Genomic DNA, 15,388 nt, shown 5'->3' with positions numbered 1-15,388 from the left:
CATAGAAACGTGAAATGGCAAACCAAGCTCTTTCGGCACTAGCTTGACGAGCCATAGAGTTAAGGTTACTGACAAACGGAGTATCTTTACTCAACGTTGTTACAAATTGGCAAAAAGAAGCATAATTCATCTTTAAACCGCCCATTCCACCGGGATAATATTACATTACACGGAAACAGGCGCAAAACTAGGGAAAATAGAGCAAGGTTGATCACAACCACTCCGTTTACACCATTCCTATGATTTACTTTAAACTGGTTGCCACTGCGATTATCTGGGGCGGGACATTTATTGCCGGACGCATTGTAGTTCAGGCACTGCATCCCTTTTCTGCCGCCTTCTGTCGCTTCGCCCTCGCGAGTTTTTGCCTCGTTCTCCTCACCTATCATGTGGAACAGAAACTGCCCCGGGTTCGGTGGTCCCAAGTGATTGGGCTAGTAGTTTTGGGGTTATCAGGAGTTTTTGCCTACAATACCTTCTTTTTTTGGGGTCTGCAAACTACCCCCGCTAGTCGTGCCTCATTGATTATTGCCCTCAATCCCATTGCCGTTGCTCTCGCTTCAGCCATCTTCTTACGTTATCGTCTCAGTTCCCTGCAAATCTTCGGCATTCTTCTATCCTTTTCTGGTGCTGCCTTCATCATCGCTCAAGGAAACCCCCTCCACCTCTTCCGGGAGGGCATCAGCACGGGGGATTTATGGTTATTCGGTTGTGTAATTAGTTGGTGTATATATAGCATTGTGGGGAAGTGGGTGATGCAGGATTTATCCCCCCTCGTGGCGACAACTTACGCTTGTTTTATTGGGACAGTTGCCCTCTTGCCCCTCGCTCTCGATACGGGACTGTGGGAAATCTTGCCCGATTTGAATCTCAATCATTGGTTGAGTTTAATTTATTTAGGGCTTTTTGGGTCAGCTATTGGCTTTAATTGGTATTACGAAGGAATCCGCACCATTGGACCAACCCGAGCCGCTATTTTTATTAATTTAGTCCCAGTTTCGGCGATTTTTTTAGGCGTTTCTTTACTGGGAGAAACAGTGACTCCCCTATTAATTGCTGGGGGTATTTTAGTTCTGTTAGGAGTGTCTTGGACTAATTTGGGTTAGCTTTTCAGAGATTTTTTGACGGTTTTTTCTAACCTAAGGCTTGCTGAAAAACTTGGGGAATCGGGAGTCGGGTTCGTAGTTGCGCTTGGGCGCCCAATCCGGGTTCGTAGTTGCGCTTGGGCGCCCAATCGGGAATCCTCTCCCCCGCTCCCCCTCAGCCCACAATGGCATTCCCCATCCCCTGAAACATCAACCAAGACAAGAAAAAATTACTCACAAAAATCGCCAACAACGCCGTCACCACCGCCGTCGTCGTAGACTGTCCCACCCCCTTCGCGCCCCCCGTCGTCGTTAACCCCCAACTACAGCCAATCACCGCCACCAAACCCCCAAACACCAACGCCTTGACCATAGCACTCACTAAATCCCAAGGCCCGAGGAAATTCTGAATCGACTCCAAAAAAATATTACGCGGAATGTCATAAATCAACGTCGCCACCATTAACCCCCCCCACAGTCCAATTAACAACGACAGCAACGTTAAAATCGGCAACATCGTACAACAAGCCACCAAACGCGGGATCACCAAATAATCAATCGGATCCGTCTTCAACATATACAACGCATCAATCTGTTCCGTCACCTTCATCGTGCCGATTTCCGCCGCAAACGCCGACCCCACTCGACCCGCCAACACCACCGCCGTTAACACCGGAGCTAATTCTCGCGCCAAGGCCAAAGCCAACACCCCTCCCACCGCACTCCCCGCCCCGAAAAACAGAAACTCCCGCGCCACCTGAATCGTGAACACCATGCCCACAAAACCCGCCGTCACTAAAGCAATCGTCAAAGAAGCCGGCCCCACACTCGCCATCTGTTCCAACGTATTGCGACGGTGTAAGCGCAGTTGCAGCAAATGGAGAAACACCTGTCCCGCCAGTAAACAAGCCGATAGCAAGCGCTTAAACCACATCTGAAGCCCAAAATTAGAGGAAGAAGCCGCCATTATTCCTCCGTCGAGTCTACCCGGAACCGTTCCACCGAAGACAGCAAATCTCGGGCAATACTCACCAAGTTTTGCAGAGAAGAAGCCACCTTTTGCGCCTCTTGGGAGGTTTCTTGGGCGGTTAATTCCACCGACTGCATCACCTGCGCCACCGCCAAGGTGCTTTCCGTTTGTTCCACCGTATCCGCCGTAATCGAGCGCACCAGGGCATCAATCCGGTTCGATACTTGAATAATATCCTCTAGAGATCGCTTGGCCTGTTCGGCCCGCTTCGTCCCATCAATCACCTGTTGCGTCCCTTCTTCCATCGCCTGCATGACCAAATTCGTTTCACTTTGAATCTGCAACACGATTTGTTCAATTTCTTTTAACGCCTTCGCCGACCGATCCGCCAACTGTCGCACCTCGTCCGCCACAATGGCAAAGCCTCGTCCTGCTTCCCCTGCCCGGGCGGCCTCAATGGAAGCATTCAAAGCCAACAAGTTTGTCCGGGAGGCAATGGTGGAAATCACCGCCACAATTTTAGAAATTTCTTGGGACGATTCCGCCAAACGTTTCACCTTCCGGGTGGTTTCTGCCACCGTTTCCCGAATTTGCAGAATCCCACCTACCGTATGTTCTACCGCGTCGCCCCCTTTCACCGCTACAGCGGCCGCCGTGCGAGCCACTTCCTCGGCTTCTCGGGCGTTTTCGGCTACCCGGCGGATGGAGTCGGTCATCATCTGCACAGAATTCAACGTGACGGCTAATTCCTCCGCTTGACGCAAGGCATCACTTTGTAGACCCCGAGCAAACTGTTCATTTTCCCCGGAGAATTTATTCACCTGTCGGGCAGCCGTTTTCACCTGAACGACGATTTCCCGCAGGTTTTGAATGGTTAAGTTAAAGGCATCGGCTACGGCACCGAGTACGTCGGCCGTCACTTCCGCCCGCACGGTTAAGTCCCCTCGGGCGGCCCCTTCCACGTCGTCGAGGAGGCGAATCACCTGCCGTTGTAAATCTTCTTTCTGTTGTTCTGTTTCTTCAGCCCGTCGTTGGGCTTCACTGGTGGTGGTGAGAATGACCCGCGCCATCTCATTAAAGCCACTGGCTAACTGTCCAAATTCATCTTCGGAGTAAACCGTGGCCTTGGCGTTAAAATCCCCCTGACAGACTGCATCAAATTGGGCTTGGAGGTTTTCCGTGGAACGCTGAATCTGTTCCGTTGTCACCCGTCCGAGGTAGACCACCGCCCCGGCACTGGCGGCCCCTCCGACTAAGGCCATTAAGGTATTCCAGATTCTCATGTAGGGGATGATGGCTTCTTTGGACTCGGGATCCGCTTGGGTAAAACTGGCAAAGGAGACTAAGGCGATCGCAAACGCCGAAACCGACCCAGAAACCACCGCCGTACACCATTGTTTTTTTAACAAAGGCAAATTCTCAAACCAAGCCATCCGCCCCTGTTCCACTTCCACCACCGGATCCAAAGACCGTTCCGACCGGGTGAAATTAGTCGGAGTAGCATCCTCAGCCACCGCACCCCCAAACATCGCCTCATCATGGGCTGTCAGCATCCCACTACTTTCCCCCACAAAATCCATCTCATCCGAGAGGGTACCAGAGGGATCAAACCCTAAACCCGAGTGGGGAATATCGCTCCCCCCTTGAGTCCGATCAAAATCCGGCAGGTCTTCGAGATCCTCATTAAATACATCAAATTCTTCCAAAAAGCCTTGGGATGGCTCTCCACCCGTCCTCCCTTGGAACGCTCCAAAACCCGAATCCTCCCCCAAATCATCAGCATTGAGCAAAGCCGAAGGATCATCAAAACTATCAAAACTCTCGTCATTGTAAGTCGAGTCAAAATCATCCAAGGCAAAATTGCCCCCACTACTCATGCCATTAGAATTGCCATTAATCCCCGAATCTAAACTAAAATCCTCCTGATACAACGACTCATCCTCAGCCGCGAAATCCTCCCCATAGTCCTCCGAGAAATCCTCCGGGGGAGGCTCAGGGTCTTCAAGCGCTTCCGAGTTAAACTGGTCTAGATTAATTCCCGAAGCCATGAGCAGAGTTTCTTCAAAGTCCTCATCTTGAAAATCCTCCAGTCCCTCTAAATCTTCCGAGGGTAGCTCAAAATCCATGCCCCCTTCCTCTTGCCAATCCGGGGGGATCTCCTCCAAACTTTCCCCAAAGGGATCGCCTTGAGACTCAGTACCTCCCGGAATCACAAAGGTAGAATCTTCATTGATATCATCTAAATCCTCCCCATAATCTTCAGGGTCATTCAAGGCAAAAGGAGAACTCATTAATTCCGTCGCACCAGCATCCTGCCATTGTTCCTCCTCCACCGCAAAGGGATCCTCTAGAGATTCTTCACTAAAAACCGACGCAAAATCCTCTTCTCCTTCCCCAAAAGGATTGGCAAAAGACACCTCTCCCCCCGTTAAGGGATCGTCCTCCAATGGCTCATCATCGAATGGCTCCGGTTCAAAGGATTCTAGCTCAAACTGCCCTCCCCCTAGGGAATCTTCCCCCAACTCCAGACCGTCATCGGACAAATCCCCAGACAGTTCATAATCATCTAACGCCCCAGCCTCGGGGAACTCCTCCAAATCCTCTAAATTGTCGAAATTTTCGTACTCGGAGCCAGATAATTCTTCAAAATCATCATAGGTTTCCCCACCGCTATAGGTACTGTCTCCATAATCTTCCCCTTCGACGGGTGTAGCGTAGTCCTCAACCCCTAAATCCCCACTATTTAACCCATCTAATCCCGCTTGGGCATCTTGAATCCCATTGTCGGCATACTCCAGATAGTCCTGATCTTCCGTCAGTTCTTTGACTAACTGATACTGTTGTTGGGCGATCTCATACTGATGCAAACCATAACAGTAAATATGACCTCGCAAGAGATGAACGGCCGGGTCGTCACTATTATCTGCCAAGGGGTCAATAATACTGGCCGCTTGGTCATAATTGCCCTGTAAATAGGCGCGTTCGGCTTCTGCGTAATCTTGTAAATAGTCCGTCCCTTGTGCCATTAACTTTCTCCAGCGTCGTCGGTAATGGGTGAGTGGGTAAGTGATCTAAAAAGGTTAAACTGAAATCTCAATCAAATCTCAATTAAAGTGAACTACCCAACGCCAACGTTCCATAGGGCGCGGGTCTTCTGACGACATTCAGATTAATTCGGCCTTTAGGATTAATCATATATTTTCTCTCTGAATCCTTCACGTCCTCTTCCTCTCAGGTGTACCATGTTAGTCCCATTATGCCCAGTTTCAGAAAAATCTTAGAGTTAGGTCGCCCAACGAGCAGAACGCAAAATTTTGACCTGATCTAACAATCGGACACATTGCTCCGGGTCGCCCTTAGTCACCCATTCCCCTAAGATAAAGGATGTCATGGTATCTGGAACATTGTTGGGGGCTTGGATTTGGTCACTGGGCAGCCAGCCCATCTCGCCGATTTGGTCAATGGCTAGACCCAGAATAATTTCCTGATCTTCCACCGCAATGACCGGAATTTCAGCGCGCTGGGTATTGAGAGCAACAGGATCACCGAGGAATTGCCCCAAGTCAGCTACCCAAATGACCTGACCCCGTAGGTTTAGGGTGCCGAGCAAGAGGGGAGAAGCATTGGGAATAGGAGTGATGCGGTCTGGGGGCTGGTTCATCACTTCTTTAATCCCAGTGGCAGGTAGGGCTAATTCTATGCCCGAAGGGAGAAAAAACCTTAGATGGAGTTCCCCCTCGGGGGTTTCGAGTTTTTCAATATCTGGGGAAATATCATCGCCCTGACCCGTGAGAAAGTGGGGATTGCCAATCATGATGGTTGTGGGGTTTAACTGTGAAGGATTAGCCGCGTAGTAGTTGTTTAACAGTACCGATTAATTCCATAGGCTGAAAGGGTTTAGCAATATAAGCATCAGCCCCTTGACGCATTCCCCAATACCGATCAAATTCTTCCCCTTTCGAGGAACACATGACAACGGGAACGTGCTGAGTTTTAGGGTCGGACTTGATGCGCCGACACAATTCATAGCCGTTCATTTCAGGCATGACAATATCTAACACCACGATGTCGGGGGAGTATTCTTTCATTTGTTCAATGGCTTCTAGACCATTACTGGCCACTGCAACAGTTAAACCACTGCCTTTGAGTAAATCTGAGATCATTTGCCGTTGGGCGAGACTATCTTCTACCACCAAAACTTTACTCATACATCCTACCTACTATGACCTATGATCGATTGCTCGATGTCGGATTGACTTCAGGGCAACCCTGTCCGCCTAACCCCAAGGCTTAAACAAACTTTGGGTCAGCTTGATCGAGGGTTAACTGAAGACCAACACCAGTATCTCTCATTTTACGCCCAGTCTCGACCCGCTTCTGAGATGGAATAGATAAGACTAAAGATGCAAAGTTTCCAACTGGAGGTTTTATGAACCAAAGTCTTTTTGCCCAACTAGAAATAGACCTCACTCACCTTCCCCTAACCCACCTTAGCCAATACACCGCCGTCCAATACTTCCTCACCTGTCAAGATGACCCACCCCCCAACGCCACCCCCCTAGAACAAGTCAAACCCTATCTCGAATCCTTCTATCACCTCAGCCAAGCCCAAGACTGGCGACGCGCCGCCATTATTCTTACCACCCTTCCCAACCCCCAACTCAACGAAGAACTCCATTATCAACTCGGGCTTTGGGGCTATTGGGAAGAACAAAAGCACCTCTACAACACCCTCCTCCATCGACTCAACCCCGCCTGTGATACCGTTTGCTGGAATGGTTTAGGCAACTACTACGATGCCCAAGGACAGTATCAGCAAGCCCAAGAAGCCCATCAAGCCCATCTCACCCTTGCCCAAACCCTCCAAGACATTCAAGGACAATGGATAGCCTATACCGGACTCGGCAACGCCTACAGAGGTCAAGGAGACTGGAACTCAGCCGAACAAGCCTATCAAGCTGCCTTAACCCTACTCAATAATCAAGACCCCAACCCCAAAACCCAAAGCGGTAAAGCCATTATTTCCGGCAGTCTCGCCAGAATCGCCTACCATCGTCAAGACTACAACCGTGCTCAACACTATGCTCAAGATTGTCTCAGGGGAGGCGAAACCCTCAACCAACCCCTCATTACGATGAAAGCCCTCCACCTTCTGGGCGACATTCAAACTCAAATCGGCAACCCAACCGCCGCCTTATCCCTACACCAAAAAAGTTTAGCCCTCGCCGAACAATACAACAACCGAGAACATCTCTGTGACACCCTCCACAGTTTAGGTCTGGTCTATGAAGCCCTAGACCAACCCGAAACCGCCCTAGACTGGCAGCAAAAAAGCCTAGAACTCGCTCAAGAATTAGGAGAACCTGCCCTCATCAGTGCCGCCTTACAAGGACTCGGGAGAGCCTACTATCAACTCAACTGTTTTGAACAAGCCCAAAGCCACTTTAAACAAGGTCTTGAAATCGCCACAACCCTCCAAGACCAAAGGAGTCTTCTCCAAGCCATGCGAGGGTTAGCCTATGCAGAAGATGCCCTAGACCAATTAGAAACCGCCTTATTTTGGGAAGAACAATGTTTAACCCTAGCCACTCTTTTAGAAGATGAAGAAAATGCCGCCATTGCTCACGCCTACCTAGGTTATGCCTACTTAAATTTAGAAAACTATCCCTTAGCCTTAAAACACCTAGAAGCTGCCTTAAAATGGCAATTAAATTATGAATCTCCTCAACAATTAGCCATGACCTACTTCAACTTAGCCACCACCTGTTACCACCTCAAAGAAAAAAAACGAACCCAAGGGTTTCTGAAGCAGGGGTTACGATTAGCTCAACGCCATGCCCGTCATTTAATCCCCTTGTACCGTCAACTACAACAGGAGAGTCAGAAAACATAAAACCTAATACTTGAATCGACTTGTTCAAGTTTGTCTGATTTTTACATCAAATAACTTCCCTTAAAAAAATATTAATCCTTAAAAATCATGCCCCGTTCTTTAACCCTGCATCCCCATCATAAACCCCAAGTCCTCGACTCTTTAACCCGCAATGGATTTCTGACCCAAGGCTCTTTAGCTGGTCATGTAAATCTTGCTCTATCAACCGTTAATAACTTTATCAATAGTCGTCCCGTTTACTTAGCTAACTTTGAAATTATCTGCGACGCACTAGGACTACAAGCCACAGACTTAATTCATCCTTCTCCAACAGAAACAACAGAAACTCAAAAAAATCCACCCTTCACCTTTTACTCCTATGATGAGGCTTGGGTTGGTCGAGAGCAAACCGTTAAGCAATTGACTCACGCTTTAAGAAACGCCAAACGATTACTCTTAATTTTAGGACTAACTGGAATTGGAAAAACCGCCTTAGCCGAACGGTTAGTTGTAGAATGTTTCTCAGAATTTGAACAGTTCCAACGGGTAAATTTAGAAGGACTCCCTAGTGCAGATTTTGCCACAGTTGCCCTGCAATGGTTACAAGGATGGGGGGTAACATTGAAACCAGAAGACCATCAACCTGAACGCTTAATCCAACATCTACTCCAGTATCTTCAAAACCATCGCGTTCTACTCCTTTTGGACTCATTAGAAACCCTCTTGACTTCTGATGAAGACGGGGGACAGTTCACCGATGGTTATTGGGCAACCTTTTTTCAAGGATTTCTCGCCCTTACTCCTACTCCCAGTCGCCTGATAATCACCTCACAAGAATTACCAGAACCATTAGTCCAACAACGTTATCAAGCCGTTTGGGAATCCTTGCTCTTAGGGGGACTCACCGCCGCCGAACAACGGGATTTATGGGTTGCCACCGGATTAGACTTTGACCAAAAAACCCCAGAATTTAATATTCTCCAACGTTTAGGTCAAGTCTATCAAGGACATCCCCTCGTGTTACGGGTCATTGTCGGAGAAATTTGGGAATCTTTCCGAGGGAATGTCTTGGCCTACTGGCAGGAAGTGGAAGAGAAAATTCAAGAAGTAGAAACCGCCCTCGCTGCCGCCGAACAAGATGCCCGTCAAGCAATCGGTGCAGAAGACCAATGGAAACTCCACAAACTGACTCGGAAAGTGCGCTTAGAGGTCAATAAACAGCGATTACAGGTCGTTTTTAACCGTTTAGCCCAACAAGTCCCCGATGCCTATTGGTTGCTTTGTGCGGCGGCTGTATATCGCATTCCGGTACAAGTGGAGGGATGGTTAATGCAGTTAGTGAATTTAGTCCAAGCTGTCGAGAAAAAGGCTTGTTCTTCAGAACGACAGGAACAAGCATTAGGGGAATTAGCCCAACGGTTTTTGTTAGAAGAATCGGTGAATCATAATAATAAAAGGATGTTGGGACAGCATCCACTGATTCGCAGTTTGGCGTTGGAACATTATCAACAGTTAATCAGGCAATTACTTTAGGGTCTGCTGAATAACACCTTTCTCCTAATACTTCAAGCTCCTTGTAATCCTTGTATACTGTTCCCTGTTCCTTTGGCTTTCTCTTGTGGATTACAAAACTCAAATGGAAACGCTATATTACATTGCCACAACAAACCGCTTCCTTAATCTTCCTAACCAACGCAATGAACTCCCGTCCCCTTCCTCTCTCTGAAACCCAAATTCGTCGTTTAGCCACAACAACCAGTTCTCAACGGGGACAAATGTATTTCCAAAACGGAGTCATTCCGAATCCAACCCTTCAGGGAAATGTATTGTATGGCGATTGTATCGGGTCCCAAGTCTATCGGGTGCGGGTGGTATTAAGCACAGAAGTTAGGAGTGCTTGTACTTGTCCTTACCATTGGGGGGGGACTCTGTAAGCATCGGGTGGCTTTGTTATTGCTCTATTTCCATCAGGGAGAGTCATTTCAGGTACGGCCTCCTTTGGCTGAACAGTTACGGAAAAGGAGATCATTGTCTATATATTCGAGTTTTGGAAAAAATAAAACGGATTGTTCCTATTGATATGGGGGCAAAAGAAATGTCTCCTTCTTATATTTTAAGGATTTTTAGACAGTTTGGTTTTACAGATGAAGAAATTGATAACATAATTAAGTAGCCTTGATCCAAGGCTTGTTGAAAAACCTTGCAGTTTCTTACTCTTAAAACGGCTGAAAGCCATATTAACAGTGCTTAGGTGGATATTCAGCAGATCCCATCCAGGCAAAAGCAACAATTAAAATTGCCGATTTATTTTTTATAAAGATTGCCGGGAAAACCCCATTCCCTTGTGGGTGGGGCAGTTGACTATGTACTCCGTTCCGTTCACTTCAGAGGAAGTGTAAAGCATTAGTAAGATTCTAGAGCTGGTTACGAAAGGTCTAGAGTTTCCATAAATTTCACTTCAGAGGAAGTGTAAAGGTATTGCCCAAATTCCTGACACTCCCACGAATATGTTTCCATAAATTTCACTTCAGAGGAAGTGTAAAGTTGCGAAACGTCGCAATTTTAATCTGGGGACTCTCGTTTCCATAAATTTCACTTCAGAGGAAGTGTAAAGGGCATCAAACTGAAACCCTTTCGGTAAAAGGATTATAACACCCCAGATCCGGGGGCCCTAAGCAAACCTCAATTTTATTGAGATTAATTCTTAATAAGTATTCCCTAGAAATTGCTACAACCTAGACAGGACAAGAGATCCGAGGGGGTCAACAAAAGAATGGGGATTTCAGCCATTTCCCAACCCCCCCGGAAACCCTTTCTATTTGTTACTCAATAACATTGGACGATACACCTCCTGTTCCCCCATCAAACAAGCAATATACTCCCACACTTGCAACTCCAAACAGCGAAAATTACTCACCTTATACCCCGTTTGAGGATGTTTTACTTCCAACTGTAATCGTTCTTGCCAATGTTTGAGAAACACCTTCAACTTATCGGGATACAAATAGACCCCACCCCGCGCATCCGGCGGAGTAAAATCCTCCAACTTAAACACCTTAGAATTCACCAAAAACATCACCAACGAATCCACCAACGGCGCACGAAACTCCTCCATCAAATCACTCACCAACGCTGGGTGATTCTCACGGGGAACATGGAGATTGCCAAAATGGGGATGCAACCCCACCCCCTGCACCAAAGAATAGAGATTCTGATGCACCAACGTATACCCCAAACTCAACAAACTATTCACTGGGTTTGTTGGCGGTCGTCGTGTCCGTTTCTCAAAAACAAACGGTTTCCGCATCAAACTCCCCAACCCCTGAAAATAAACCCGAGTCCCTTGACCCTCAAACCCTAACAACACCTCCAAACTCTCTGCCTCCGGCACACGCTGCAACCACTCCCCTAACTGTTGAATAGCCTCAGTTGCCTCTTTGGTTTGATGATGACTGCGACGGTTCAACCGTAATAATAAAATCCGACAATTATGTAACTTCCCCGCCACAATCGCCTTCGCTTGTCGCAGTGCAAAATCTGGATTCAGGGAACATTCCACCTGACGCTGTAAATACTTCACCTGTGCCACCCCATCGGTCTGTAACCGCCCAAAATACCGCCCTTGGTAGGACAAAAACAAAATGGGAATCCGTCGCTGCAACGCCAAACTAATCGCCCCATGAGACACATTGCAGCAGCCAAACAAAACCAAATGACTGACCCGATTCACCGGAACCGCAATCACCAAATCTTGGTTCAGCAACACCTGAAATTGTTGGTGCTTCACCTTCACATAAGCCTGTTGTTCGGTCACATACAGCGTAGTCATATTTTCCTGCCAATGGTCTAAAAAACTGTTTTTCTTGGTTCCCTTTCCTCGCACCACCGGACAAGCTAAAGGACGTTTAGGAGGAGTTGCAGTCCTTTTCGACTGCGCTTTGGGTTGAGGCTTCTTCCGCACCGGAGGGATGATTTCCCCGGCCTTAAACTGATGCCCTAAAAAGGTGAATTCTTCATGGGGGGCAATAATGCGGGTTTTTTCAGGATGAAGACGGAGGCGAAAATCTTGAATCCACTCCTCCAACCAACTCAAAAACCGAGTCGCTTCCAATAACCCCCCTGTCAACACCACGAAATCATCCCCATAGCGAATCAACACCATCCCGGTTGCCAAACAGCGACGGTCAAACTCACTCAAATACAAATTGGCCAAGGCTCCAGAGAGAATACTGCCCTGTAAAACCCCCTGATTTCGAGGGATGCCATACCCTCTCACCACCACATCGGCTTTCACTTGGGCGGCAATTAAATCCACCCAAGGGGGAGAAATGGCTAGTTTTTCCAACTCGGCGAGGAGTAATGCCCAACAAAGATGGTCAAAAAACTGGGCAATATCCCCCTTAATCACCCAAGTGGGAAGGGCGGTATAAACCTCTGCGGCTTGAGTAATAGCTGTTTGTACCCCTAACCCCGGACGGTAAGCATGGGAACAATCCGTAAACACTTCTTCGAGGGCTGGATAAATCCCCTGCAAAAGAAAACGCTGTACAATGCGGTCTAATACGGTGGGAATACTAATTAAACGAGTCCCGCCACTTTTTTTGGGTAAATGAAACCCCAAGGCCGGTTGAGGATAGTATTGTTCTTGGCTTAGGTGTTGTTGTAGACGGGGTAAGGACTCGGTGACAACACCTGCAAATAATTCTGGGGTAATGCCATCAATCCCTGCACTTTGGGAACGCCGACGCACCAACTCCCAGGCTGCATAAAGACGAGACAAGGAAAATGGAGGAGGATGGGACATGAGAATAAACCTCGCATCAAAAACTAGAAACCAGATTTCTGTGAGAAACCCACTTGCTAGGATTCTGGACTATCGATAACTGAGTTCATCTCTGAGTTCAAAATCTCTAACTTAGTCAACAACTCAGGTACAGTCAGATTTGAACTCAAGTGTTCCCAGACTGTAATGAAACTATCGAATTCATTACAGTTGATGGAAAACCAAACTCTTTATTTAACCCAACCCGGTAGTTTCTTAACCACAGATGGACGGGACTTTGCCATTGTGCAACAAGACCAAATTTTAACCCGCGTCCCCATTGCCAACATTCAACAAATTGTGGCTTTCACGGGTTGTGATTTCTCGAAATTGGTCGTTCCCACAGCCCAACGCTATGAGATTCCCTTGATTTTCTTGGCCGACCATGGAAAAATGATTTCCCGTCTTGAACCCCCTGAAAAAGCTGTCTATTTGGCTCAACAATACCAATCCTTACATCAGCCTGATTTTGGTCTGCAATTGGCTCAATCGCTCCTGTGGGGACGTTGGCAAAATGGAATCACCCTTTTATCACACTGGTATCGTCGCTATACCAGCGATGTTCTCTACCGGGCGATTACTCAACTCAAGGAAAGTTTAGATACTTTACCTACCCTCTCCCATCTTTCTGCGGTCAAGGTTTGGGCGCAGTCTATCACTCCCCTTTATCGCACCAGTTGGCAGTTTCTTTTTTGCCAATGGGGAGCATTTAACCTCAAATTAGACGAGGGATACAGCTTGGCGGCTGCTCTCCTGAGTCAAGAACTCTACGCGCTCTTGCGGCAAGCGGGTTGTAGTCCCCATGTGGGAACGCTGCACCCGGACTGTCAGAATCATTTACCCCTCCCCTGTGACTTAATGGAACAATTCCGTCCCCTCTTGGACCAGTGGGTAGGACAGAATAGCCGTCTCCTTCATCCTCATTGTTCTCTCACCGCATGGGAAGAGTTTTTGCAAACCCCATACACCCATCCCTACGGTGGGGTGATGACTCTGCGGGACTGTTTCGCTTGGCAGGTGCGGGAGTATGTGACGGCTTTGACTGAAGGAACGGCTTATCGACCTTTTTTGCTGGTGCAATGATGGTTTATCTCATCTGTTATGATATTGTAGAAGACCGCCGCCGGACTAAGGTTTCTAATCTGCTGGAAGCTTATGGTTTACGGGTTCAGAAGTCGGTGTTTGAAGCGGTTCTCAATAGCAATCAATACCAAAAACTCAAAGGACAATTGGAGGGCTTAATTGACTTGGAGCGGGACCAGTTGCGCTTTTATCCTTTGTCGGAACATTGTCGTGCTAAGGTGGCGATTTTGGGTGTTCAACCGGATTTTGCCATTGATGATGATGTGTTGATTGTTTGAACAAAAATAGCGATGCACTCTCCCACCTGCGTTCTACGAGGTGGGGGAGCATTCATGTTGTGGGAGTTGGTGGGTCAGTCTGAAAAATCTAGGTTTCGGTTCAAAGTTTGAGAATCTGAGTTTGAGAATCTGACGTATTCTACTCCTTTGGGTGTATGCGATACGCCCCTACCGAACCATTATTGTTCAACCATCTCCTAAACTGTTGCCAAGCCTCCAAATTTTTGTTAGATTAAAAGTAAGAATTGAATAAAGATGACTCCTGTGGGCCGGTATTTTTCCAAGTGTCCTGGTTGGCTTTGGAGTAGCAATCACCAAGGAGTGAATCATGACACAATTCAATTCCCCTCGTCGGCAATTTCCTCATCCTGCGCCCCAACCTTGCCTGTTCAGAAGTTGCTTAAAAGCGATTTGCGTGAAAGGATTCACCATCACGTTCTGTGGTGTTATCGCTCTGAGTCCCACTCATCAAGCGGTTGGCATTGCTGTAACTTCCGTAGCATGGCTGTTCATGGAAGCGGCTAATGAAATGACGGTTCAATCCATTCGGGAGGAACTGAAAAAAGGGAATAAACAAGACGAAAAGTAAAAAAATAAACATTAGTGCGGTGTTCGCTCTGGCGGCACTGTAAAACCCTAGTTTAACCACAAGCTGGGGTTTTAGTTTTCAGATGTCGGTTCGGCACGGGAAGCGCAACCTAACAGTAAATTGGAAAATGTTGGGTTACATTTCATTTCACCCAACCTAGGAATCTTGAAGGATTATATTACTTGAGTGTATCGCAGCCAGAATATTTAAGGATTTTACCATCGGCTGTTAAGAGTGGACAGCCATAAACCTTGGCTGTTGCTACAATGATTTGGTCTGCTGGGTCATTATGAAACCCGGTTAGTTGGTTGGATTGTAGGACAATGGGAATCGTGAGAGGTAATAATTGAACCCCCGGATAACTAAATGCTACGTTCAACCACTTATCTATTGGGATGCTTAAGGTAATTCTCCTTTTGGTTACTAATTTTGTAACTTCCCAAGCTGAAAAAATACTGACCCCTAATCCACTGAATTGATAAGTATGAATCCAGAAGTGTTGAATGTTAGAAAAAAAATTGACAAAAAGCTCCTACTTCGGTAAAATAGGAGCTTGTTTTTAAAAAAAAATCAATAATTTGATTCTATCCAACTTCCCTCAAATTGTCAAAAAATGCCTCGGTCATTTACCTCAAGATGACTATCCCGTTTTGGATACCTTTAAATTCGTTTCCATTTGGCTTGAATTT

The 15,388-nt window shown here is 47.2% G+C and carries 13 protein-coding genes and 3 pseudogenes; 9 read left to right on the top strand and 7 right to left on the bottom strand.

All coding sequences use genetic code 11. From position 1 onward, the window contains the following. Positions 1-130, bottom strand: a pseudogene (locus K4A83_RS23540) (RNA-guided endonuclease InsQ/TnpB family protein); the annotation flags it as partial. Between the two features lie 109 nt (positions 131-239). Here K4A83_RS23540 and K4A83_RS18570 point away from each other — a divergent pair. Continuing rightward, a complete protein-coding gene (locus tag K4A83_RS18570) occupies positions 240-1,106 on the top strand; it encodes a DMT family transporter (RefSeq protein ID WP_265266162.1) in 867 nt (288 codons plus the stop codon). 154 nt (positions 1,107-1,260) lie between these two features. On the opposite strand, the gene K4A83_RS18565 is transcribed toward K4A83_RS18570, so the two are convergent. From K4A83_RS18565 to K4A83_RS18550, 4 genes are all read right to left on the bottom strand, one after another. Continuing rightward, the gene (locus K4A83_RS18565) at positions 1,261-2,052 is read right to left on the bottom strand and encodes an MlaE family lipid ABC transporter permease subunit (RefSeq protein WP_265266161.1); all 792 of its coding nucleotides are present in this window, start codon (positions 2,050-2,052) and stop codon (positions 1,261-1,263) included. After that, a complete protein-coding gene (locus K4A83_RS18560) occupies positions 2,052-5,081 on the bottom strand; it encodes a methyl-accepting chemotaxis protein (protein ID WP_265266160.1) in 3,030 nt (1,009 codons plus the stop codon). The genes K4A83_RS18565 and K4A83_RS18560 overlap by 1 nt, the downstream gene beginning before the upstream one ends. Before the next feature lie 257 nt (positions 5,082-5,338). Beyond that, positions 5,339-5,869 carry a chemotaxis protein CheW gene (locus K4A83_RS18555; protein ID WP_265266158.1) on the bottom strand — a complete coding sequence of 177 codons (531 nt, stop codon included), beginning with the start codon at positions 5,867-5,869 and terminating at the stop codon, positions 5,339-5,341. A 28-nt stretch (positions 5,870-5,897) separates the two neighbouring features. Then, a complete protein-coding gene (locus tag K4A83_RS18550; protein WP_265266157.1) occupies positions 5,898-6,263 on the bottom strand; it encodes a response regulator transcription factor in 366 nt (121 codons plus the stop codon). Between the two features lie 221 nt (positions 6,264-6,484). Between K4A83_RS18550 and K4A83_RS18545 the strand changes: the two genes are divergently transcribed. From K4A83_RS18545 to K4A83_RS23535, 4 genes are all read left to right on the top strand, one after another. Continuing rightward, positions 6,485-7,948, top strand: coding sequence for a tetratricopeptide repeat protein (locus K4A83_RS18545; RefSeq protein WP_265266156.1), 1,464 nt, complete (start codon positions 6,485-6,487; stop codon positions 7,946-7,948). 87 nt (positions 7,949-8,035) lie between these two features. Further along, entirely contained in the window at positions 8,036-9,460 is a 1,425-nt protein-coding gene (locus K4A83_RS18540) for an AAA family ATPase (protein ID WP_265266155.1), read from the top strand. Between the two features lie 164 nt (positions 9,461-9,624). Next, positions 9,625-9,861 (top strand): SWIM zinc finger family protein, encoded by a 237-nt coding sequence (locus K4A83_RS18535; RefSeq protein WP_265266154.1) that lies wholly within the window; start codon positions 9,625-9,627, stop codon positions 9,859-9,861. 26 nt (positions 9,862-9,887) lie between these two features. Next, positions 9,888-10,100 (top strand): type II toxin-antitoxin system HicA family toxin, encoded by a 213-nt coding sequence (locus K4A83_RS23535; RefSeq protein WP_407810131.1) that lies wholly within the window; start codon positions 9,888-9,890, stop codon positions 10,098-10,100. A gap of 642 nt (positions 10,101-10,742) precedes the next feature. Here the strand turns inward: K4A83_RS23535 and cas1 (K4A83_RS18530) are convergent. Then, positions 10,743-12,731, bottom strand: coding sequence for a CRISPR-associated endonuclease Cas1 (cas1, locus tag K4A83_RS18530; protein ID WP_265266153.1), 1,989 nt, complete (start codon positions 12,729-12,731; stop codon positions 10,743-10,745). 165 nt (positions 12,732-12,896) lie between these two features. On the opposite strand from cas1 (K4A83_RS18530), the gene cas1 (K4A83_RS18525) reads away from it, so the two are divergent. The 3 genes from cas1 (K4A83_RS18525) (at position 12,897) to K4A83_RS18515 (ending at position 14,699) form a co-directional block, all read left to right on the top strand. Beyond that, entirely contained in the window at positions 12,897-13,832 is a 936-nt protein-coding gene (cas1, locus tag K4A83_RS18525) for a CRISPR-associated endonuclease Cas1 (RefSeq protein WP_265266152.1), read from the top strand. Then, positions 13,829-14,110: a CRISPR-associated endonuclease Cas2 gene (gene cas2, locus K4A83_RS18520; protein ID WP_265266151.1), complete on the top strand. Its 282-nt coding sequence runs from the start codon at positions 13,829-13,831 to the stop codon at positions 14,108-14,110. Before cas1 (K4A83_RS18525) ends, cas2 begins: the two co-directional genes overlap by 4 nt. A gap of 328 nt (positions 14,111-14,438) precedes the next feature. Next, positions 14,439-14,699, top strand: coding sequence for a hypothetical protein (locus K4A83_RS18515; protein WP_265266150.1), 261 nt, complete (start codon positions 14,439-14,441; stop codon positions 14,697-14,699). 178 nt (positions 14,700-14,877) lie between these two features. Here K4A83_RS18515 and K4A83_RS23530 read toward each other — a convergent pair. Beyond that, positions 14,878-15,189: pseudogene (locus K4A83_RS23530) on the bottom strand (type II toxin-antitoxin system VapC family toxin); the annotation flags it as partial. A gap of 91 nt (positions 15,190-15,280) precedes the next feature. On the opposite strand from K4A83_RS23530, the pseudogene K4A83_RS18510 reads away from it, so the two are divergent. Continuing rightward, a pseudogene (locus K4A83_RS18510) lies at positions 15,281-15,388 on the top strand (IS4 family transposase); the annotation flags it as partial.

This window comes from Spirulina subsalsa FACHB-351, assembly GCF_026130165.1.
GTDB classification, from domain to species: domain Bacteria; phylum Cyanobacteriota; class Cyanobacteriia; order Cyanobacteriales; family Spirulinaceae; genus Spirulina_A; species Spirulina_A subsalsa_A.
This window is presented reverse-complemented; position numbering and strand designations above follow the sequence as displayed.